19 protein-coding genes and 2 pseudogenes are annotated in these 20,031 nt (G+C 37.9%); 18 read left to right on the top strand and 3 right to left on the bottom strand.

The annotated features are described in order from the left end of the window. Positions 1-11: 11 nt before the first annotated feature. The 5 genes from ACG9ZL_RS09400 to ACG9ZL_RS09380 all read left to right on the top strand — a co-directional run bounded on the left by ACG9ZL_RS09400 (position 12) and on the right by ACG9ZL_RS09380 (position 7,030). Positions 12-4,943 (top strand): RHS repeat-associated core domain-containing protein, encoded by a 4,932-nt coding sequence (locus ACG9ZL_RS09400; RefSeq protein ID WP_419359793.1) that lies wholly within the window; start codon positions 12-14, stop codon positions 4,941-4,943. Continuing rightward, on the top strand, positions 4,940-5,344 hold the full coding sequence (locus ACG9ZL_RS09395) for a hypothetical protein (protein ID WP_151803476.1): 405 nt from the start codon (positions 4,940-4,942) through the stop codon (positions 5,342-5,344). The genes ACG9ZL_RS09400 and ACG9ZL_RS09395 overlap by 4 nt, the downstream gene beginning before the upstream one ends. A 205-nt stretch (positions 5,345-5,549) precedes the next feature. Next, entirely contained in the window at positions 5,550-5,816 is a 267-nt protein-coding gene (locus ACG9ZL_RS09390) for a hypothetical protein (protein ID WP_419359792.1), read from the top strand. Between the two features lie 491 nt (positions 5,817-6,307). Then, positions 6,308-6,487 (top strand): hypothetical protein, encoded by a 180-nt coding sequence (locus tag ACG9ZL_RS09385; RefSeq protein ID WP_419327084.1) that lies wholly within the window; start codon positions 6,308-6,310, stop codon positions 6,485-6,487. Between the two features lie 15 nt (positions 6,488-6,502). Beyond that, complete coding sequence (locus ACG9ZL_RS09380; RefSeq protein ID WP_419359791.1) at positions 6,503-7,030, top strand: hypothetical protein; 528 nt, start codon at positions 6,503-6,505, stop codon at positions 7,028-7,030. Positions 7,031-7,127: 97 nt separating this feature from the next. On the opposite strand, the pseudogene ACG9ZL_RS09375 reads toward ACG9ZL_RS09380, so the two are convergent. Next, positions 7,128-7,295, bottom strand: a pseudogene (locus tag ACG9ZL_RS09375) (tyrosine-type recombinase/integrase); the annotation flags it as partial. Between the two features lie 132 nt (positions 7,296-7,427). Here ACG9ZL_RS09375 and ACG9ZL_RS09370 point away from each other — a divergent pair. Next, positions 7,428-7,851: pseudogene (locus ACG9ZL_RS09370) on the top strand (RHS repeat domain-containing protein); the annotation flags it as partial. 102 nt (positions 7,852-7,953) lie between these two features. Here the strand turns inward: ACG9ZL_RS09370 and ACG9ZL_RS09365 are convergent. Further along, positions 7,954-8,295, bottom strand: a complete 342-nt coding sequence (locus ACG9ZL_RS09365) for a winged helix-turn-helix transcriptional regulator (protein ID WP_004717650.1) — start codon at positions 8,293-8,295, stop codon at positions 7,954-7,956. A gap of 142 nt (positions 8,296-8,437) precedes the next feature. Here ACG9ZL_RS09365 and ACG9ZL_RS09360 point away from each other — a divergent pair, with 142 nt between their 5' ends. From ACG9ZL_RS09360 to ACG9ZL_RS09345, 4 genes are all read left to right on the top strand, one after another. Further along, positions 8,438-9,094: a DsbA family protein gene (locus tag ACG9ZL_RS09360; protein WP_105713495.1), complete on the top strand. Its 657-nt coding sequence runs from the start codon at positions 8,438-8,440 to the stop codon at positions 9,092-9,094. A 25-nt stretch (positions 9,095-9,119) separates the two neighbouring features. Next, a complete protein-coding gene (locus ACG9ZL_RS09355) occupies positions 9,120-9,980 on the top strand; it encodes a Vmh family MBL fold metallo-hydrolase (protein WP_419359790.1) in 861 nt (286 codons plus the stop codon). A 470-nt stretch (positions 9,981-10,450) separates the two neighbouring features. Continuing rightward, on the top strand, positions 10,451-11,320 hold the full coding sequence (gene hchA / locus ACG9ZL_RS09350) for a glyoxalase III HchA (protein ID WP_419359789.1): 870 nt from the start codon (positions 10,451-10,453) through the stop codon (positions 11,318-11,320). A gap of 128 nt (positions 11,321-11,448) precedes the next feature. Beyond that, entirely contained in the window at positions 11,449-12,186 is a 738-nt protein-coding gene (locus ACG9ZL_RS09345) for a PA1136 family autoinducer-binding transcriptional regulator (RefSeq protein WP_419359788.1), read from the top strand. Between the two features lie 242 nt (positions 12,187-12,428). Here the strand turns inward: ACG9ZL_RS09345 and ACG9ZL_RS09340 are convergent, their stop codons facing one another. After that, on the bottom strand, positions 12,429-13,247 hold the full coding sequence (locus ACG9ZL_RS09340; protein WP_209827473.1) for an IclR family transcriptional regulator: 819 nt from the start codon (positions 13,245-13,247) through the stop codon (positions 12,429-12,431). A 258-nt stretch (positions 13,248-13,505) separates the two neighbouring features. Here ACG9ZL_RS09340 and ACG9ZL_RS09335 point away from each other — a divergent pair, with 258 nt between their 5' ends. The 8 genes from ACG9ZL_RS09335 to ACG9ZL_RS09300 all read left to right on the top strand — a co-directional run bounded on the left by ACG9ZL_RS09335 (position 13,506) and on the right by ACG9ZL_RS09300 (position 20,014). After that, complete coding sequence (locus ACG9ZL_RS09335) at positions 13,506-13,811, top strand: non-heme iron oxygenase ferredoxin subunit (protein WP_034615827.1); 306 nt, start codon at positions 13,506-13,508, stop codon at positions 13,809-13,811. 25 nt (positions 13,812-13,836) lie between these two features. After that, positions 13,837-14,136, top strand: coding sequence for a recombinase-like helix-turn-helix domain-containing protein (locus ACG9ZL_RS09330; protein WP_419327090.1), 300 nt, complete (start codon positions 13,837-13,839; stop codon positions 14,134-14,136). 17 nt (positions 14,137-14,153) lie between these two features. Beyond that, the gene (locus tag ACG9ZL_RS09325) at positions 14,154-15,221 is read left to right on the top strand and encodes a Rieske 2Fe-2S domain-containing protein (protein ID WP_419327091.1); all 1,068 of its coding nucleotides are present in this window, start codon (positions 14,154-14,156) and stop codon (positions 15,219-15,221) included. After that, positions 15,214-15,978, top strand: coding sequence for an SDR family oxidoreductase (locus tag ACG9ZL_RS09320; protein WP_419300929.1), 765 nt, complete (start codon positions 15,214-15,216; stop codon positions 15,976-15,978). The genes ACG9ZL_RS09325 and ACG9ZL_RS09320 overlap by 8 nt, the downstream gene beginning before the upstream one ends. An 11-nt stretch (positions 15,979-15,989) precedes the next feature. Next, complete coding sequence (locus ACG9ZL_RS09315) at positions 15,990-16,922, top strand: VOC family protein (protein WP_004823457.1); 933 nt, start codon at positions 15,990-15,992, stop codon at positions 16,920-16,922. 25 nt (positions 16,923-16,947) lie between these two features. Beyond that, positions 16,948-18,159, top strand: a complete 1,212-nt coding sequence (locus tag ACG9ZL_RS09310; protein WP_419327092.1) for an NAD(P)/FAD-dependent oxidoreductase — start codon at positions 16,948-16,950, stop codon at positions 18,157-18,159. An 85-nt stretch (positions 18,160-18,244) separates the two neighbouring features. Next, entirely contained in the window at positions 18,245-19,468 is a 1,224-nt protein-coding gene (locus ACG9ZL_RS09305; protein WP_336951935.1) for an MFS transporter, read from the top strand. Between the two features lie 24 nt (positions 19,469-19,492). Continuing rightward, positions 19,493-20,014, top strand: a complete 522-nt coding sequence (locus tag ACG9ZL_RS09300; protein WP_004717620.1) for a cupin domain-containing protein — start codon at positions 19,493-19,495, stop codon at positions 20,012-20,014. The last annotated feature ends 17 nt before the right edge of the window (positions 20,015-20,031 follow it).

The raw sequence follows: 20,031 nt of genomic DNA, 5'->3' as shown, positions 1-20,031 counted from the left end.
GAAGAAATACAATGGCTCAACCAAAAACAGAAGTTGTAAAACCACTCAATGAAGTGTCTATTAAAGACATCAATAATTCAAAGCAAAAAATTGATAAGTGGTTACTAGACCATACTCACCAACTCGTTGGTTTGAACTTAGTTAGCAGTGTATTAGGAACTGTACCGATTATTGGGAATGTTATGGCTGCAATTGATGTAGTTACAGACATTTTCCAAATTTATGAAAAAGGTTATCAGAATGCTGATGTCTTTGATTGGACAACTGTAGGTATTGATTTAATAGGTGTTGCTCCTGTACCAGGTACAACAGCTATTCGTACCTCAGCTCGACCTGCATTATTTCTAGTACGTCAGGAAGTAAAGAGGGTTGGAAAAGCTGCGTTAGCTGAAGCGGTAATTACTGTTATTGGTAAACATCTAAATGATCAAGTTGCAGGTAATATTGAAAAATTTTGTGCATCGGGCTTGACGCAACTCAACTCTATTTTAGGATCATGCGGAAATACCATTCAAGGTGCAACTACTGAAATCAATGGAGGAATTGTTCGTGTGGTGACACAGGGTAAAGTGTTTACCAATGCAGGTGCAAATGCAACACGGGCACAACAACAAGCAGCAGGAATTGCTAAGGGATTAAAAAGTGGAGATCTTGTACGTGCTGGTAAAAATATAGTTTATATGACTGAAAACTGGGGTAAAGCCCTGTTTAAAACTAATGTAAATAACAATGCTAAAGTCGTTTCAATGCTTGTTCCACAACATTTAAAACAACCCGTTTTAAATGTGGGTGCAACAATCAGTAAAGTAGGTGTGACAGCAAATGCCAAAATCAGAAAACTAGGAAATAAAGCTGAACCACAAACAATAGGATGGTTATTTGAGATCTTGAGATTAGGCGCTTCTCGATTCAGAAAGACCAAGTCAGCTCAAGTGAAAGCCACACAGACAACGCAGGCAAAAAATGCAAAGAACAATAATAAATTAGAAAAATCTAGGGATGAACATCCTGCGACTAACAATGCCAATCAATGTAAGAACTGTAAAGGTGGAACAAGCGGTTCTATCTCATTTGCAATGGGGACCGAGTTTTTAACGCATGATGATGCACTGATTCATCCATTAATGGTTGAGCCCTTGGCTCGTTCTTATATTTCGAATCTATATCAGTATGACCAATCCATATTTGGCGCACGTTGGACAACGCCATTTAGCAGTAAAATTGTACAACGTAGTCAATATAATGAAAAAAATCCAAAAGAAAATATTGAACTGAAAGGTTGGGAATATATTGGTATAGATGGTCGTCCTATCCAGCTACGTGAATTAAAGGCTGGGCAAAGCTTTTACGATGAAATTGAAACTTTTACCTACACTGTAGTTTCTGATGATATTCGTGCAATTACATTTGGTTCAAATGAATCTCGTTATTACCAAAAATATAAAAATGAATTTAGACTAGTTTCTATAGAGCGCCAAAATGGGTTTAGTGTAGGTTTACGTTATGATCACCGCATTGATGATGAAAGCTATTTATCCGATATTATATTTAAACAAGACCAAAATATCTTAGCGCACCTTGCTTTAAAGCTGAATCAAAACAAATTGGTTGATGAAATATGGTTGGTGAAGGATGGGCAATTAAAACGTCAGTTATCTGCATATGTATACAATGATCAAGCTGATCTGATCCAAGCAACCAACGAATTTGGTGCTTCTTACCAATATACCTACCAGCATCATCTTCTTACACGTTATACAGACTTGACAAAACGTGGTATGAATTTGAAATGGAATGGAAAATTACCAAGCTCAAAGGCGATTGAAGAGTGGGCTGATGATTATAGTTCGGCAAGAAAACTTGAGTGGGATGAGAATGTACGTGTTACTACCGTAACTGATATAGATGGTAATGTGACGGAACATTACTACGGCATTACAGGCTATACCTATCGTATTATTTATCCTGATAATTTACAGGAATGGTTTTTTAGGGATGATGCAAAAAATATTACTTCACATGTGGCTACAGATGGCACAGAAACAGTTTATAGCTATGATGAACGAGGCAATGTTCTCACGACAACGCAAGCAGATGGTGCAACAACTTACTTTGAATATGATGAACAAGACCAATTGATTGGTATGGTGGATGCAGAGCAAGGTCGCTGGTTTAAACAATACGACGGTTCAGGCAACCTGATTAAAGAAATTGATCCGCTGAAACATGAAACTGGTTATGCCTACAATAGCATGGGCTTGGTGACTTCAATCACCGATGCCAAAGGGGGTAATAAAGCCCTTAAATACGATGATCAGGGAAATTTACTTAGTTATACCGACTGCTCTGGTAAAGAAACTAAATGGCAGTATGATGAGCGAGGACGAGTTAAGTCTGTTGAAAATGCCTTAAAACAAAAAAATGAATATTTTTATACAGAAATTACTACAGGGCAGGGTGAGCCGATAATCAAAGGTTTGCCATTGAACGCCTTTGGTCAGTTGGAAAAGATCAAGCATCCTGATGGTTCTATAGAACATTTTGTGCATGATGCTGAAGGACGATTGCTTGCTCATGTAGATCCGAAGCAACACATCACCAAATATGAATATGATGCAGCTGGATTAATTAACAAACGCACGGATGCTTTAAATCATACTTTAAAATATCAATGGGATCGTTTAAGCCGTTTAAAACGATTAACCAATGAAAATGGTGCAAACTACGAATTCATTTATGATGCAGGCGGGCGCTTAGTTAAAGAAATTGATTTTGATGCTAAAGAAACTCTTTATCAATACGATGAATTGAATGGTCGTTTGACTACAAGTATTGAAGTTGCATCTGCCTATGGGCAAGATCTGAAAGATCGTGCAGCACCGAAAGATCGAATTCAACAATTTATTTTTGACAGTATGGGGCGTTTAGAACAACGTACAGCTGGTTACGGTCATTACGATTTATTAGAACTTGAAGCAAAACAAACCGAAGAATTTGCCTACGACTATATGGGAAGAATCTTGAATGCCAGAAATCAGGAGAGCAATCTACAATGGTTCTATGATGCCGCTGGCAATGTAATCAAAGAACATCAACAGGATTATAAGACGCATAAGACAGCGGTATGGAAGCATAGTTATGATGAAATCAATGATCGAATCAAAACCATACGCCCTGATGGACAAAATATAGATTGGCTTACCTATGGTACAGGTCATGTACAAAGCCTGATTGTCAATGGACAGGATTTGGTGAGTTTTGAGCGAGATGACCTACATCGTGAAGTTGTTCGCCACTATGCTAATGGGGTTAGCCAAGAGCAACAGTTTGACTTAGCAGGGCGATTACACAGCCAAGTCATGCTCAATGAGCATGACAATGGTTACCAAAACCAATACAAAGTCCCAAACCAAGAAAAGAACAATGCACTACAACAAACTAGCCAATTGGTACAACGACTATATCAATATGATAAAACAGGTGAGCTGACAGCGATCAAAGATACACGTCGTGGCAACATTGCATATAAATATGACCCTGTTGGACGCTTACTTGAAGCCAGTAGTAAACTCGGTAAAGAAACCTTTAGTTTTGACCCTGCCAGCAATATTGTTGATCGTTACAACGATGGTAAAGCCAAAAGCCATAAACAAACAACAGAAGAAAAAGGCTATGGCTACAATCGTCTAGTCAATAACGTGGTCAAAGAATACCTAGACCAACAATACCAATATGATGCATACGGACAATTGGTTCGACAAAAATCAACGCAAGGCGATTTAAATCTTGAGTGGGATGTTTACGGACGAATGATCAAGAGTCGAAATAGCCAATTTACTGCAGAGTATCGCTATGATGCGTTAGGTCGCCGTATCCAAAAACGTAGTAAGCAGCATCATGCAGGGGATGAACATAACATCATCTATGGATGGGATGGCGACACACTTGCCTATGAATCAACAGAGCAAGCAACTAAACACTATATTTACGAAAAAGACAGCTTTGTGCCGATGCTGCAAGCCGTCTATCAAAGCCCTATAGAACTACATCAAACACCTGATTGGTCAGACAAGCCGTATAGTGTACATCGTGACCCACTATGGAAAGCTACCAAGCAAAGCAAAGGCTTTGATGATGTATGGTTCTATCATTGTGATCATCTTGGTACACCACAAGAAATGTCAGATCACACTGGGGCAATTATTTGGAAAGCTGAATATAAGGCATGGGGTGAGCTCGTGTCAGCAAAGCAACGCTTTGCACGAGCGCAAGACGAGAGCTATGCTCGAAGTGGTAAGTCTGAAAAAGCTAAATCAAATTTCTTTGAAAATTCAGAAATCATCAGTAATAACATACGCTTTCAGGGGCAGTATTTTGATCAAGAAACAGGGCTGCATTACAATAGGCATCGTTATTACTCGCCTTATGTTGGAAGATTTGTAAGTAAAGATCCTATAAGCCTAGACGGAGGCTATAATTTATACGTATATGCGCCTAATACCATAGAATGGATAGATCCTTTAGGCTTAAGGAGTAGAACTAAGACTTTACCTGTTAATGCAAAAAGTAAAAATACAAAAAAATTAATAAATTGTATTGGGGCATCTGGTAAAAAAGTTAGTGCAGATGATGCTAGAAAAGATGACTATTTGTATAATAATAAAAATGATGCGATGAATGCTGGAGCCAAAATGTTAGGACCTGGGGCTGTTAAAACTTATAATGAAAAAGGTCAGTGGAATGGTTGGAAGAATTCTAAAGGAGAGTCAGTATATTGGAATCATGGTGATTGGGGGAAAGGTGTAGGTACTTCTACTTTCCCACATTTGAACTATGATGTAGGAGGAAAGAAAGGTCACTTATTTATGAAAGATAAAATAGAGAATGCAGGTATGGTTGATGATTTTTATGGTAAATATAAAAAGGCTCAAGGTTGCCCATGAATGTATTAGAAATTATTGAAAATAGCGATGATTCAAAATTATTGAGTTTGAGCTGTGATGAAAACGAAGTAAGTTTAATCATAGCTCATGAATATCTTGGGAAGACTATTCGATTAACTTTTCCTTTTGAAAATTTTTTTAATAGTTTTTCAAGTAAAAGTGATGGTATATGTTTTTTATCAATTGAAGATATAGAGAGTCAGTTAGGTATAAAAAATGGAGTCTATATTCCAGCCACAGATTTTGGTGATTTTATGTATGAAATGAGAGAAGGAAATTGCTGTGCTTACGGTTTAAGAGAAAGTAAATTTAAAAAAATTTTCAAAGTTGTAGGTAGTTTTAAAGTAGTAATTCCATGCGAAAACTTAGATAAGATAAAAGTAGAGTTACTTCATAGTTAATCTTCTATTTATGGCTTAAGAGTATTATTAGAAAATAATGTTTTTCGGCTAAGTGTTTTTAATTTTATCTTTTTTAAAGTGATAATGGGCTGTAATGAAAATTACTTAAGATCGGTAAAAAAGTTAAGTGTAATTCTAAATAAGTAAGCAATTAGAAGAAAATGTTAATTCATTAATTCTAAATTTTTTAGGAAATGGTGGTTTTTTGAAAAATCCATTAAATGAATCAAAATTAAACTTCGGATATCTCAAGATTAATGATCCCATATTAACGGATAATATTTTTAATTTTCGAATAGAAAGCTATGGGCAAGTAGAGCTTCAAGAGTGGAATATGGTTAGATCAGATGAAATTGTAAATATGGATGAGTTGTATATGGAGAAAAATAATGATATTGATGGTTTAATAACTAAAATTTTTAACTTTGTTAGAAAAAAATTAATGAAAGAGTTATTCATGATCCGAAGTTAAATGAAGCTATCCCCTACTTAATTGGTAGCATTTATGATGATTTTACAAAAATTATTTTTAATGATTATACAAAACTAGATAATAATTCTTTTAATGAAGTACTTGCAGTGTACTTAGCAGGAGGCTGGCCATGTGGATGGGAGGGGAAATATCCCGAAGGCCGTTTAATAGTATTTTCAAATGAATAAATTGTAAGACCGAACCAATATGTTTTAAATTATACAAAGTTCAGTGATAAGTTATTGAGCTTTTTTTTATATTGGGGGGATTTATTATGGAAAACCATGAGAGAGGAAAATAAATGAAGATTTGGGATCAAGTGTTAGAAAGTGCTATAGAGTTTATAGTTTTTTGGAAAAGGTAATTTTTATAGCAGTAAATTCAATACTGAAAATGATTATAAGATTATTCATGATGTTAATTTAGGTATTGATTATGCGAATAATGATAGTTTTGATTATTTTTACGAGTGGGAAACAATAACTGATTCAATGAATGCTTTTCCTGAGCGTTTTGAATGGAGTGATAGGATTAAATATAAAATAAAGAAAAATAATTTTTTTGGCTTAGAAGGTCAGCAATTTAATGGAGCTAAAGAAAAATGGATGTGTGGAAGACTAATTGATCGCGAAACGATGATTAATCAGTTTAACAAAGGCTGTAAAATTTAATTTTTAGGAATAGATATGAATCTTATCAACTTATTGGAAAAAATTAGTATAAATAATCAAAAGATATACGGTGAATCATCATTTTTGATTAAGAAAAGTGAGCTAGATAATGATCAATTTTTAATTTATAAAAATTCTATTCCCGAATGTGATTTCAATATTGATATTGGAGGAAATATTAATGATTTTCTAGGAAGTGATTCTATTCAAGAAATTCAGTATATGTTTAGTGATATATTTGATAGAGATAGTACAGTGTTTTTAACACAGCATGATACTAATATTGTTTATATTGAGAATAATTCTGGAAAATTTGGAGCATGCATTTCAGATGACACACTTCATATTATTTCAAAAGATATATATCGTTTCTTAAAGGCAATTAATTTAATTCAAGAGCTAATTATTAACAAATATAATTTAAATTCTAGAAAAGAGAAGGGTGGGTATGTTGAAGGATTTATTAAAGAAGTTAGGGCGAATTTAGAAATACAAGCGGCTGTTGAAGATATAGAATATTTTATAGAGTTTTTTTATGAATAAGATTATCACAGGTGTAAGTCTATTTGCTTTAGTTTAGCTATTTATAAATGCAATAAACTCAACAATGCTTTTATCTAAAAGGGTAGAAGCATAAATTTTATGCCATATATATTTTACAAAACTCAGCCCAATTCGCCATTAATGCTTTACGTTTCTCAAGATAAGCTCCACGTAGGTAAGCAGCCTCTACCACATCTGGTAGTTTATGAGCTAATACATGCTCACAGACCTCACGTGGGTAATCGGTTTTATCAGGAGCAAAATTACTTGGAACAGGTCCCTTTTCTGTATGGTTGCGTGTTAGTGGAGCCATTACAATGCGATTGTTAAGTTCAATGTTGACCAATTGATAATAACTAAAAAGAGTTTTATCGGTCATGCTGCACCTCTAATTTAATATCATGATCCTTTATGGAAAACTACGAAACAAAGCAAAGGCTTTGATGAAGTATGGTTCTATCACTGTGATCATCTTGGTACACCTCAGGAAATGAGTGATCATTCTGGTGCGATCATTTGGAAAGCAAACTATAAAGCTTGGGGTGAATGTAAGGCTGAAAAGGCTAAATCTAGTTTCTTCGAAAACAGTGAAATTATTTCAAATAATATCCGTTTCCAAGGTGCATGAGCAAAGACAGAGCATTGCTCTGTCTGAAGCGCAAGGATCAAGAAATAGGGCTTCACTATACCGTTATCGTTATTACTCGCCTTATGTGGGACGGTTTGTAAGTAAAGATCCAATTGGGTTGTGGGGTGGATTGAACAAATATCAATATGCTCCAAGCTCTATACAATGGGCTGATGTACTTGGTTTAAATAAGTATTTCATTGGCAGTATGGACCAAATGCCTTTTAAAGCTTCTGCGTTAAAACCATTAGTACCGTACTCTAAAGAATGGATGGAAACTTATAACAATTCCAAGTTAATTTTCATTTTGTTCAATCCATTGAACCAAATCATAAATTTTTTCAGCGACTTCAACTCCTTTATTTTCAGATAAAGAATATTCTACATGTGGCGGAATAATTGGATATTCCTTACGAATCACAAAACCATCATTTTCCAAATCACGTAAAGTTTGAGTCAACATTTTTTCACTGATGCCATCAATTCTACGTCTTAACTCACTAAAACGGTGAGTCCCTCTTCTTAAACAGAACATGACCAAAACGCCCCAACGATTGGTTAAATGCATAAGCTTAACCCGAGAGGGGCAATTCTTTGACAACACATTTGCGGCTAAACAAGATTCATCAGTATTCATAAACTTTCCACGACTAAAAAACACTTACTTTTTAGTAAGTACTTACAAAAAGTAAGTTTATTATTTACTATAACAAATATCAGCAAAACTGTGTGGCTTTTCACATATTTTGAATCATATATTTATAGATGAGAGTTAATTTATGGCTTCTCCAATTCTACACTGGATTATCGACCCGATCTGCGGCTGGAGTTATGGTGCACTGCCTTTAATTAATGCAGTCGAAGAAAAATTTCCAAATCTACAACGTCTACATTTTGGTGGACTTTATAGTGAAGATCATCAACCACAAATGACAGCAGCAATGCGAACACAGATCATTCACTATGATGAACAAATCCATCAACTCACAGGTGTTGATTTTGGTGATGAATATAAAAATGGTTTGCTTAAAGACAGCACACTGATCATGAACTCTATCCCTGCAACTCATGCTTTACTGAGTATTCAGCAGGGGTTAGGGCATAGCGCGATGATATCGTTATTAAATTTAATACAACAGGGCTACTATCAAAAAGGTCTAAATGTCACACAATATAGTGTACTGGCGCAATTTGCTGTCGAGTTAGGACTGAATAATGACCAATGGTCAAAATATTTAGATGCGATCGATCAAGATCAACAAGATGAATATATTCAGCATGCACGCCAATTATTATCCCATGTTCGAGGACAAGGTTTTCCAACATTGGTGTATGAAAATCAACATGGTGAAATGGGCAAAATACCGCTTCATGGTTTTTATAATAAATCAGAGGATTTTGTACGTTTTTTAGATCAACAACTACTTAAATCTTAATTTAATTCTAAAGAGAGCCAACAATATGAAATTATTCTTAAAAACACTTCTTGCAAGTTCAGTGATGTTGAGTGCTTCTGCATTTGCAGCAGAGTTAAGCTATAAAGTTTATAACCCACAAGCACAAGGCATTTTTCCAGTTACATCTACACTTATTTCGGGTGAAAAAGATGCAGTGCTGGTCGATGCGCAATTTAGTGTTAACGATGCAAAGAACTTGGTTAAAATCATTCAAGACAGCGGTAAAAACCTTAAATATATTGTGATTACAGCGGGTGATCCAGATTTTTATTTTGGTTTAGAGCCACTGGTACAAGCGTTTCCAGATGCAAAAGTGATTGCAACCCCAGAAGTTGTTAAACATATTGAAGCAACCAAAGAAGGTAAGTTTGCTTATTGGGGACCTATCTTAAAAAATGGTGCGCCATCTCAAGTGATTGTACCGAGTGCTATTGAAGATAAAACCATTGTGCTAGAAGGTGAAAAAATTGAGATCAAATCACCGGGTAAATACGCATCTTATCTTTGGGTTCCAAGCAATCGTACAATTCTAGGTGGTGTAGGGTTATCTTCAGGGATTCATCTGTGGACAGCAGATGCACAAACTGAAAAAGAACGTAACGAATGGCGAAAAACGGTAAAACAAATGAATCGTTTAAATCCACGTGCAGTGATTCCTGGACATTATATTGGTGATATTCCAACAGGAACTCAAGCAATCGACTTTACTTATCAATACCTTGTGGATGTTGATCAAGTTTTAAAAGATCATAAAGATTCAGCATCAGTGATTGCTGCTTTAAAAGAAAAATACCCGAACTTGGCTGAAGAAAGCTCTTTGGAGTTAAGCTCTAAAGTGTTGACGGGTGAGATGGAGTGGAAATAATTTAACAATGACCTATTGTTTTAAATTCATGAACTTCGTGATTGTTGGTGAACGAGGATAATGGGTTAAGCTAATCAGGTGAAACTTAATCTAAGATCAGGATTAAGTTTCATCATTAAAGCCATCGATTTGTTCTAAGCGGCATTTTGAGTTTCAAGGCCCAATACACAATCAACATTTAAAAAATCTCTCACAGTATTCCATTTCATCGTCACGTTGTATTTCTGTATCGAACGTGAGTATTGATCGTAGAAAAAATAAAAATTTCTTAAAATCTAATTAAATAAAAATCAGATACTTACTGTTAATAAAAGCAGGGTTTATCGGCAGCGATAGTCTAATAAAAATTGAATTCAGCATATGTTTTAAAATTGTAGAAATAGGGGTTTTCCCTCATTCAAAAATCATTTTAGGGCAGAATATACTGTGCATGTTGAATATATCCTCTATAAGAACGCTTGGAGTAAAAAATGACTGAACTAAGTAAAATACCTACACCAGATACTGCTGAAGATAATGCATTTTTTCCATCCCCTTATTCTTTAAGCCAGTACACCGCATCGAAAACAGATTATGACGGTACGACTTATCCCAACCCATATCGTGGCGACAAAAAAATTCTGATGATTGCAACGGATGAGCGCTATATCCTGATGCAGAACGGCAAATTCTTTTCTACAGGAAATCATCCAGTTGAAATGTTACTTCCGGTATTTCATTTAGACAATGCAGGCTTTGAGTTTGATATTGCAACGCTCTCAGGCAATCCTGCCAAGTTGGAAATGTGGGCGATGCCGAATGAAGATAAAGTGGTTTTAGATACTTATGCAAAGTATGCTGAAAAACTTAAAAACCCGTTAAAGCTTGATGATATTTTGGACGAGATCATTGCTGGAAACTCGCCATATGTAGGGGTTTTCATTCCCGGTGGTCATGGTGTACTCGCGAAAATTCCTGAAAGTAAAAGTGTTAAAAAAGTTTTAGAATGGGCGATAAACAATGATAAATATGTGATTACACTGTGTCATGGACCCGCAGCTTTACTTGCCGCAGCCGTCGATGAAAAACCAGAAAACTATATATTTAAAGATTATGAAATTTGTGTATTTCCTGACTTTTTAGATAAAGGCGCAAATATTGAAATTGGTTATATGCCTGGGCCATTACAATGGTTGGTGGGTGAAAATCTCGATAAATTAGGCGTTAAAATCCTAAATAAAGGTATTACAGGGCAAGTGCATAAAGACCGAAAACTTCTGACTGGAGATAGTCCTTTGGCATCGCATAATTTAGGTAAGTTAGCCGCTGAAACCTTATTGGCTGATCCTGAATTGGTATAAGCATCAATCAAGACGTTGTTTCTATTTAGACGCAATTTTTTATCTCAATATTGGAGATCTAGGGGCGATCTGCTACTGATCTCCAATATTTTAGTTTTAAGTGTTCAGTTTAGTGAGAAGACGGCTTTATGAGACTTGCAAGCAATCAACTGGCCGATTTATTGTTTCAGACTGTTCACCAATTGAGACAAGCACGTGACCTCGAAAGTCTATTTAAAATTCTGGTGGGATTTGCTGCTCAGCTAAATTTTGATCGGATTATTGTATGTAGTGTTTCACCTCAAAACCAACATGAATGGATTGATGAAGTTTTCTTTGTGCATGGCAATTGGGTTGATCGCAGCAATATCGAAGAGCGTGAAGTATATTTACGCCGCTGCCCCATCACCAAGCATATTTTTGAATACGATGAAGCCTTTTTTTGGGCAAAGAGCTCGCATAAAAAAACTGCAAAAGAAACTTATCGGATTATCAAAAGCCCTCTGCATCTTGGTGAGCTCAATGGAATACAAGTGCCCGTATTTGGTCGAACAGGTTTAGAAGGGGCAATTTCATTTGCGGGTGAAATTTCGGATATGAGTGATGATTTTAAACTTACAGTGCAGATGGTTGGTAATATTGCCTTTGGTGAAATTCTACATAAACAAAAGCATAGAATTGCGCATAAAAAAATACTGACCAAACGTGAAAAAGAAGTTTTAAAATGGGCAGCAGTGGGTCAAAAGCATTTCGAGATTGCCGACATTTTAAAAATTTCAGAGAGAACTGTTGAAAATCATTTACGCAGTATAAGAAAGCGCTTAGGGGTAAAATCTACTGCTCAAGCAATTGCTTCTGCCATCATCAGCAGAGAAATTGAATTATAAAGCAGCCCGATGTTTGCGACTTTTAAACATGCAGGCTTAGTCAAAAATATAGTGATTCTTTTACGAAGCATAGCGTGAGCATTGAGATTTTAAGTCCCCCCTCAAAAAAAAAGAAGAAAAGAAATAAAATAATAATGATCGCCAAATAAAAACCAGAAGGACTTTTTCTTTGGCGTGTATATCTAGAAAATTTGGTCTGTATTCACGATGCCCAAATTGAAGTAATTAGATTTTATCGATGCCTAAAAATAAATAAATTTTGAAATTTTATCGGCATACTCAACCACATTTTGAGAAATTTCACCTCTAAATAAATCTTCTGTATAGGTGCTTAATGGGCAACTTACAGATAATACGGCAGCGATTTCTTGAGTTGCTTGACTATAAATCGGTGCAGCGCTGGCAGCCATGTCGGTATTAAAGTGGCCCCAACTGATCATAAAATCCTGACTGCGGACATAATTTAAACGTTCTAATAAACTCGCTAAATCACGTGGTGTACGATCAGAATAGACTTTCCAATCGGTAAAATGTTCATAACGCTTAACCACTTCAGCCTCGGAAAGGCGAGATAAAATTAATTGTCCAATTACGGTGGCATGGGCATGCCAACGTGTACCAATATGCACATTACTGGTAAATGAACCAATAGATTGGGCATTGCTGATAAAGACAATATCAGTGCCTTCTAAAATCGAAAGATGCACAGCAATTTTAATTTTATCGCGTAATTCACGCATGATGGGGCTAGCCAGATCAGTCAGCGATGATTTGGATAAGCTGTTAAAACCAAGTTCCATCACGTTGCTGTTCAGCGCATAAGTCTTTTGCGACATTTTTCTTAAATAACCACAAAACTCTAAGGTGTGGATTAAACGAAAAGCACTCGAACGGTTTACATCTAATTTTTCTGCGATTTCAGAAATGGTCATTTCCTGATGCTGTTGATCAAATAATTTTAAAATGGCTAAGCCACGCACCAAACCCGGTACTAAATAACGCTCATCATTATTGGGTTCAGCATTTTGCTCCAAGAGAGCATCTGTATTTATTAAGTTCATTGCCAAGTTGCCCTGTGTTTATTTTGCAATTCCTGCACATGGAATACCACTATAGTAATCATCAATTTTTCTAATCTCAATGTTTATATATAAAACATTTTTTTGATTAAGAAACATCTAAAAATATAACTTTTTATTAATCCATTGAAAAACATAAAAATATAGTATTTGACAAGCAAAATGATCAAAGCTTATGCTATTCATTATGTTTTAAATGCTAAATTAAGTTTTATATATAAAACAAATAAGGATGCAAAAATGAGTTGGATCTCAGTTTGTCAGCAAGATGACATTACCGAAGACGAGCCGAAAGCCATAGAAGTCGAGGGTAAGAAAATTGGTGTTTTTTTTATCGATGACAATTATTTTGCGATCGAGAATGTTTGCCCACATGCCTTTGCGTTGCTAACAGAAGGTTTTATTGAAGATCAAACTGTGGAATGCCCATTACATGAGGCAATTTTTGATATTCAAACAGGTGAGCTAAAGAGTGGACCGGGATGTCGTGATTTGTGTACTTATCCCGTACGTGTTGAAGGGCAGGACGTTCAAATTCAACTATAAGTCTTATTTATAAGGATGGAATCTCATGAAAACGTTTAATGAGAAGCTAGCGAACTGGATTCATGCCACGCCAGCGACCGAAGCAGGGATCAACAATATTCAAATACCGGGACAGCCAGAACTTCTGGTTTGGCAAACACGCTATAAAGTGCCAACAGTCTATGAGCAGGATTTTGTTCAACATTTAATTCAAGCCTTTTCTTCAGGCGTAACAGAACTTACTGATTTGGTTCAATCTTTAAATCAACAAGGTTTTCGTTGCGAGTCTGGTGATCTTTGGACTTCTGAAACATTTTCTGAAGAAATGCAACGTTTAGGTTATTGATTCAAGGAAGAACAGTGATGAATGCAGCAGTAACAGTGACTCCGAGTGTTGAGGAGTATTTAGATTTAGGTTTACGTGATCAATGGCATCCGGTACTGGCAAGTTGGGAAGTCGCAGCCAATCCTGTGGGTATTACCCGTTTAGGTGAAAATATCGTGGTTTGGCGTGATGACCAAGGTCAGGTGCATGCTTTAGAAGATCGTTGTCCGCACCGTGGTGCGCGTCTTTCTTTAGGCTGGAACTTAGGTAATCGCGTTGCATGTTGGTATCACGGCGTTGAAGTTCGCTATGATGGCAAGGTTGAAGATGTACCCGCAGTAAATGAATGCCCAATGAAAGGCACAACCTGTGTGAAAAGCTACCCAGTGATTGAACAACATGGTGCAATTTTCCTGTGGTTTGGGATTGATCCAAATGAAGTCGCTAAACCCCTTGATTTTCCTGAGCAATTGGCGAGTGAGGAGTGGAGTTCATTCCTATGCCAAGCGGATTGGAAGGTCAATCATCAATATGCGATTGATAACGTGATGGACCCAATGCATGGCACCTATTTGCATTGTACCTCGCACTCAATGGCGGACGGTGAACGTACTGCAGAAATGAAACACCGCTCCACTGAAAATGGTTTTGTCTTTGAAAAAGAAGGGCAAACAGGGATCAATTTTGACTGGGTTGAATATGCCAATACCGGTGCAAGTTGGTTGCGTCTTTCGATTCCTTATCGTAAAGATTTTGGTCCAGGCGGTGAGTTTTGGATTGTGGGTTATGCCACACCGATTGATGCTCAAAATACCCGTGTTTTCTTCTGGCGTTGTCGTAAAGTCAGTGGTTGGCAACGTAATGTCTGGCGTTTTCTTTATCGCAATCATTTAGAAAAACTGCATTGGGATGTCTTGGAACAAGATCGAGTTATTTTAGAAAATCTTGCGCCAAATGCACGTCAACATGAATTCCTCTATCAACATGATGTCGGTTTATCGCGCTTACGCCGTTTAATGAAAAAAGAAGCGGAAAAGCAATTAAAGAAAATTGCGAGCTTGAATAGCTCAAACCGTATTGAAATGCAGGAACAAGTTCATGGTTAATGTCGCATTGTTGCAGGGCAAGAAAGTCTTTGTTACAGGCGCAGCAAGAGGCTTGGGACGAGACTTTGCACAGGCCATTGCCGAAGCAGGTGCTCAAGTGGTCATGGCGGATATCTTGACAGATCTTGTGCAACAAGAAGCAGCAGTATTGCAGGCACAGGGTTTACAGGTGACTGCGGTCACGATTGACTTGGCTGATGCTGATTCGATTCAACAGGCTGTTCAGCAAGCAGCTGAACATTTAGCTGGAATAGATGGTTTGGTGAATTGCGCTGCACTTGCGACCAATGTGGGTGGTAAAAGCTTGATGGATTATGACGCCGATCTATGGGACCGGGTCATGAACATCAATGTCAAAGGGACGTGGTTGGTCACCAAAGCATGTGTGCCATATCTCAAGCAGTCCGATGCAGGCAAGGTGATTAATGTGGCATCGGATACGGCTTTATGGGGCGCACCTAACTTGATGGCTTATGTTGCAAGTAAAGGTGCTTTGCTGGCAATGACCCGTTCGATGGCAAGAGAGTTAGGGCCATTTAATATCTGTATAAATACGCTTTCTCCAGGATTGACGCTGGTTGAAGCAACAGAATATGTACCGCAAGAACGTCATGATTTATATGTAAATGGCCGTGCCATTCAACGTCAGCAGTTACCACAGGATCTGAACGGAACAGCACTTTATTTACTTTCGGATTTGTCCTCATTTGTGACTGGACAGAATATTCCCGTAAATGGTGGTTTTGTCTTTAATTAAGGAATTGTTTCATGATTACAGGGATTGAGATTTTAAAGTTTGGCGTTGAGGATCGGGCTGCTTCAAATAAATTTTTGGCAGATTTTGGTTTAAAGCCAAGCCAATCAGATATTGAGGGTACGGATCTTTACCAAACCCAGAACGGTAGTAAAATTTATTTATTTGATTGTGATGATCAGCGTCTACCACAGGCCATCGAGTCAGGCTCAACTTTACGTGAAGTGACTTGGGGCTTGGATGATGCAGCACAGGATTTGGCTGATTTAGCAACTCGCCTGAAAGATGTAGATGGTTATCAAGCCACGGCTGACATGCTGCAATGCTTAGACCCAAATGGGATGACCATTCGCTTTCAAGCCAGCTTTACCCAAGAGCTACCTGCGTTAAAAACAGAAGGGATTAATCAATACGGCAGTATCACTCGTGTCAATGCAGCTAGTCCAGTGTATGAAAAAGGGCAACCTGTTGCGATTGGACATGTGGTGTTCTTTACCCCAGATTTAGAAAAAACAGAATCGTTCTATATCGAAAAGCTCGGTTTCTTCTTATCGGATGCTTATCGTAATCGTGGTGCTTTTTTACGTTGTCGTGGCAAAGGCTATCACCATGATTTGTTTTTGCTTTCGGTACCCAATAAACCTGCTGGACTCAATCATGTGGCCTTTGTGGTGCGTGATATTCATGAAGTGATTGGCGGTGGCTTAAACATGAACCGTTCTGAATGGTCTACTTTTATTGGTCCGGGTCGTCATCCAATTTCTTCGGCTTACTTCTGGTATGTCAACTCACCTTTGGGTGGTGCATTTGAATACTACACCAATGATGATTATTTGACGGAAGAATGGCAACCACGTGTTGAAGAACATTGTTTAGAACTCTTTACTGAGTGGGCGGTTGAAGGTGGTTTAGATGACCACACTCGTCGCCAAGTCAAACCTGTATAAGCAGTTGGAACAGAGAGATTAAGCTATGCAAAGAATTGTCATCGTTGGCGCAGGACAAGCCGCAGGTTGGGCGGTCAGCACACTCCGTCAACATGGATTTCTAGGTGAAATTCATGTGGTATCCAATGAGGAACGGGTATTTTACGAACGCCCACCGCTGTCAAAACAAGTCCTCTCCAAAGAAGCCAGTTATGACAGTTTGCATCTGTTCTCTGCTGAACAGGTTCAAGATTTTAATATCGAGTGGCATAAACCAGCTGTGGCAACTCAAGTGGATCGCCAACAAAAACATGTGGTTTTAGAAAGCGGTCAAGTTTTGCCTTATGACAAATTATTGATTGCGACTGGAAGCCGAGCACGTGTGCCAGTCAATACATGGCAGTTTATTCCCAATGTGGTGACTTTACGTAATGTACAAGACTGTGAACGTTTAGCCGAAATCTTACAACATACGCAAAAGTTAGCAGTAATTGGTGGTGGTTGGATCGGCTTGGAAATTGCAGCAACGGCACGGAAACAAGGCAAACAAGTGCATGTTTTTGAATACGGTGATCGACTTTGTGCACGTAGCGTTAGCCCTGATGTGTCTGAATTTCTGCAAAATATGCATCAACAACAAGGTACTCAGATCCATTTAAATAGTAAAAATGTGCATTTGATTGAAGCAGGTCAACAGCAAGTTGAAGTGGTGAATCATCCAAATGCCAGTGAACTGTTTGATTGTGTAGTAGTGGGTGCGGGTGCAGATATTGCCAAAGAGCTGGGTGTGAGTGCGGGTTTAGACGTTAAAGATGGCATTGTCGTCAATGGTTTTGGACAAACTTCAGACCAAGACATTTATGCCGCAGGTGATGTGGCGATACATCCAAGTTTGGGCTATTGCATTCAGTCTTGGGCCAATGCACAAAATCAAGCCATTGCCACGGCAAAGTCAATGTTAGGTATGGATACGGAATATCTGGATATTCCTTGGTTATGGTCAGATCAGTATCACTACAACATTCAGATTTTAGGAACTTACCAACCTGAAAAAACTAAGCAGATTGTGCTACGTCAAAATGCAGCAGATCAGTGCAGTTATCTTTATCTGGATGAGCAAAACTGTTTGATCAACATGATTGCAATCAATGACTCAAAACTGGTCAAACTGGCAAAACGCTGGATGCAATCCAATACCGTGTTAGACCCCAAATTATTAGCAGACCCTGAATTTAATGTAATGAAATTAAAACCGTAAACCTTAGAGTCTGTTGATATTTAAACCATTGTGAAATGTCAACAGCACCTAGATCCGGTTCATGACTCAATCGAAGGAATGAAATATGAGTAATGAAGAGAAAAGTGGATTGAAGCATTGGGTTCCTGCTTTTGTCCTGATGATCTGTGTCGTTCTGGCATTTTTCGACAAAATTAGTATCGCAGTCTTATTTGCTGACCCGCACTTTCAGGGCGCGATGGGGATTGCCCAAGACAAAGCAAAACTTGGATGGTTAATGACCAGCTTTTTATTGGCTTATGGTTTTTCCTCTGTGTTCTTAAGCTTCTTAGGCGATATTTTTAGCCCTAAAAAAATGCTGTTTTGGAGTGTCTTATCTTGGGGAATACTCATGTTCTGTATGGGTTTTACCACCAATTATACAGGGATGTTGGTCCTCCGCGTTCTGCTTGGATTAGCTGAAGGCCCATTATTTGCCTTGGCTTATACCATCGTGAAACAAACCTATACAGATCGTCAGCAAGCACGTGCTTCCACCATGTTTTTGTTGGGTACGCCGATCGGTGCCTTCTTGGGTTTTCCAATTACCGCGGCTGTTCTCGCAAACCATGATTGGCATACCACCTTCTTTGTGATGGCTGGTTTAACTGTAATTGCACTGATTGCGATTGTCTTTGGCTTACGTAATTTACAACTCAAGAAAACCATTGAGCTGGAAGCGACCAGTAAACGTGTCAATTTTAAAGGGCATATCCATAACACCAAGGTGCTATTACAGAACGGTTCATTTTGGTTGGTGTGTATTTTCAATATTGCACTGATGACTTATCTGTGGGGATTAAACAGTTGGGTTCCATCCTACCTGATTCAAGACAAGGGCTTTAACCTTAAAGAGTTTGGTATTTATTCAAGTTTCCCATTTATCGCCATGTTGATTGGTGAAGTGATTGGTGCATTTCTTTCTGACAAGTTAGGTCGTCGTGCCATTCAAGTTTTTAGTGGCTTATTGGTGGCCGGCATCTTTATGTATGTCATGGTCATTATGACAGATCCAATTTTAGTGATTGTTGCAATGTCTCTTAGCGCAATGGCTTGGGGCTTTGGTGTCGCAGCAATATTTGCACTACTTGCTCGTGTGACCACTGCTGATGTGGGCGCGACTGCGGGTGGGATTTTTAATGGACTGGGTAATTTTGCCAGTGCAATTGCACCCGTTCTGATCGGTTACATCGTGATGCAAACCCATAGTTTTAATTTAGGAATTACCTTCTTAGCAGCAGTTGCTGTGATTGGATCGTTCTTCTTAGTTCCTTTACTAAAACGTTATTAATTCAAGATATCTAGGAGTTAAAACATGACTACTCAACAATTCGAATCATGGTCACAGCCTGAAGGTACAAGCTTACAAGATTGGTTAAATACCCGTATCGCACGTTTTGAAACACGTAAATATGATTTTGATGCCTTGAAGTTCCAAGCGGACTATGACCCCAAATATCGTCGTGCCCAAATGCGTTATATGGGCACGGGTGCAACAGGTGTAGTGAATGATGGCAACACTGTTCCAGCAGAAAACTTCACTTTTTCAACCATGGTTTTACCTCCGCAGTGCGAAGGGCCTTTGCATATTCATCATGATGTTGAGGAAGTGTTTTTTATGTTGCGTGGTGAGATTGACCTATTTATCGAACATAACGGTGAGAAATTTCAAACCAAACTTAAAGAGCGTGATCTGATTTCAATTCCACCTGGAATTTACCGTGGCTTGTTTAATCCAGGTCAGGAAGATGCCTTGATGTGTGTGATGTTAGGTGCGGGTAAACCGACCATTCCGAACTATCCACCAGAACATCCATTGTCGCAAATCAAACGTTGATTGAATCGACAAAGCCC

This window comes from Acinetobacter legionensis, from assembly GCF_048551735.1.
GTDB lineage: Bacteria > Pseudomonadota > Gammaproteobacteria > Pseudomonadales > Moraxellaceae > Acinetobacter.
This window is presented reverse-complemented; position numbering and strand designations above follow the sequence as displayed.

Coding starts and splice junctions, on each gene's coding strand:
- ACG9ZL_RS09400 (WP_419359793.1), top strand. CDS start 12: ATGGCTCAACCAAAAACAGAAGTTGTAAAACCACTCAATGAAGTGTCT.
- ACG9ZL_RS09380 (WP_419359791.1), top strand. CDS start 6,503: ATGAATCTTATCAACTTATTGGAAAAAATTAGTATAAATAATCAAAAG.
- ACG9ZL_RS09325 (WP_419327091.1), top strand. CDS start 14,154: ATGAATGCAGCAGTAACAGTGACTCCGAGTGTTGAGGAGTATTTAGAT.
- ACG9ZL_RS09320 (WP_419300929.1), top strand. CDS start 15,214: ATGGTTAATGTCGCATTGTTGCAGGGCAAGAAAGTCTTTGTTACAGGC.
- ACG9ZL_RS09305 (WP_336951935.1), top strand. CDS start 18,245: ATGAGTAATGAAGAGAAAAGTGGATTGAAGCATTGGGTTCCTGCTTTT.
- ACG9ZL_RS09385 (WP_419327084.1), top strand. CDS start 6,308: ATGAATGCTTTTCCTGAGCGTTTTGAATGGAGTGATAGGATTAAATAT.
- ACG9ZL_RS09365 (WP_004717650.1), bottom strand. CDS start 8,295: ATGAATACTGATGAATCTTGTTTAGCCGCAAATGTGTTGTCAAAGAAT.
- ACG9ZL_RS09335 (WP_034615827.1), top strand. CDS start 13,506: ATGAGTTGGATCTCAGTTTGTCAGCAAGATGACATTACCGAAGACGAG.
- ACG9ZL_RS09345 (WP_419359788.1), top strand. CDS start 11,449: ATGAGACTTGCAAGCAATCAACTGGCCGATTTATTGTTTCAGACTGTT.
- ACG9ZL_RS09340 (WP_209827473.1), bottom strand. CDS start 13,247: ATGAACTTAATAAATACAGATGCTCTCTTGGAGCAAAATGCTGAACCC.
- ACG9ZL_RS09330 (WP_419327090.1), top strand. CDS start 13,837: ATGAAAACGTTTAATGAGAAGCTAGCGAACTGGATTCATGCCACGCCA.
- hchA (WP_419359789.1), top strand. CDS start 10,451: ATGACTGAACTAAGTAAAATACCTACACCAGATACTGCTGAAGATAAT.
- ACG9ZL_RS09310 (WP_419327092.1), top strand. CDS start 16,948: ATGCAAAGAATTGTCATCGTTGGCGCAGGACAAGCCGCAGGTTGGGCG.
- ACG9ZL_RS09355 (WP_419359790.1), top strand. CDS start 9,120: ATGAAATTATTCTTAAAAACACTTCTTGCAAGTTCAGTGATGTTGAGT.
- ACG9ZL_RS09360 (WP_105713495.1), top strand. CDS start 8,438: ATGGCTTCTCCAATTCTACACTGGATTATCGACCCGATCTGCGGCTGG.
- ACG9ZL_RS09395 (WP_151803476.1), top strand. CDS start 4,940: ATGAATGTATTAGAAATTATTGAAAATAGCGATGATTCAAAATTATTG.
- ACG9ZL_RS09315 (WP_004823457.1), top strand. CDS start 15,990: ATGATTACAGGGATTGAGATTTTAAAGTTTGGCGTTGAGGATCGGGCT.
- ACG9ZL_RS09300 (WP_004717620.1), top strand. CDS start 19,493: ATGACTACTCAACAATTCGAATCATGGTCACAGCCTGAAGGTACAAGC.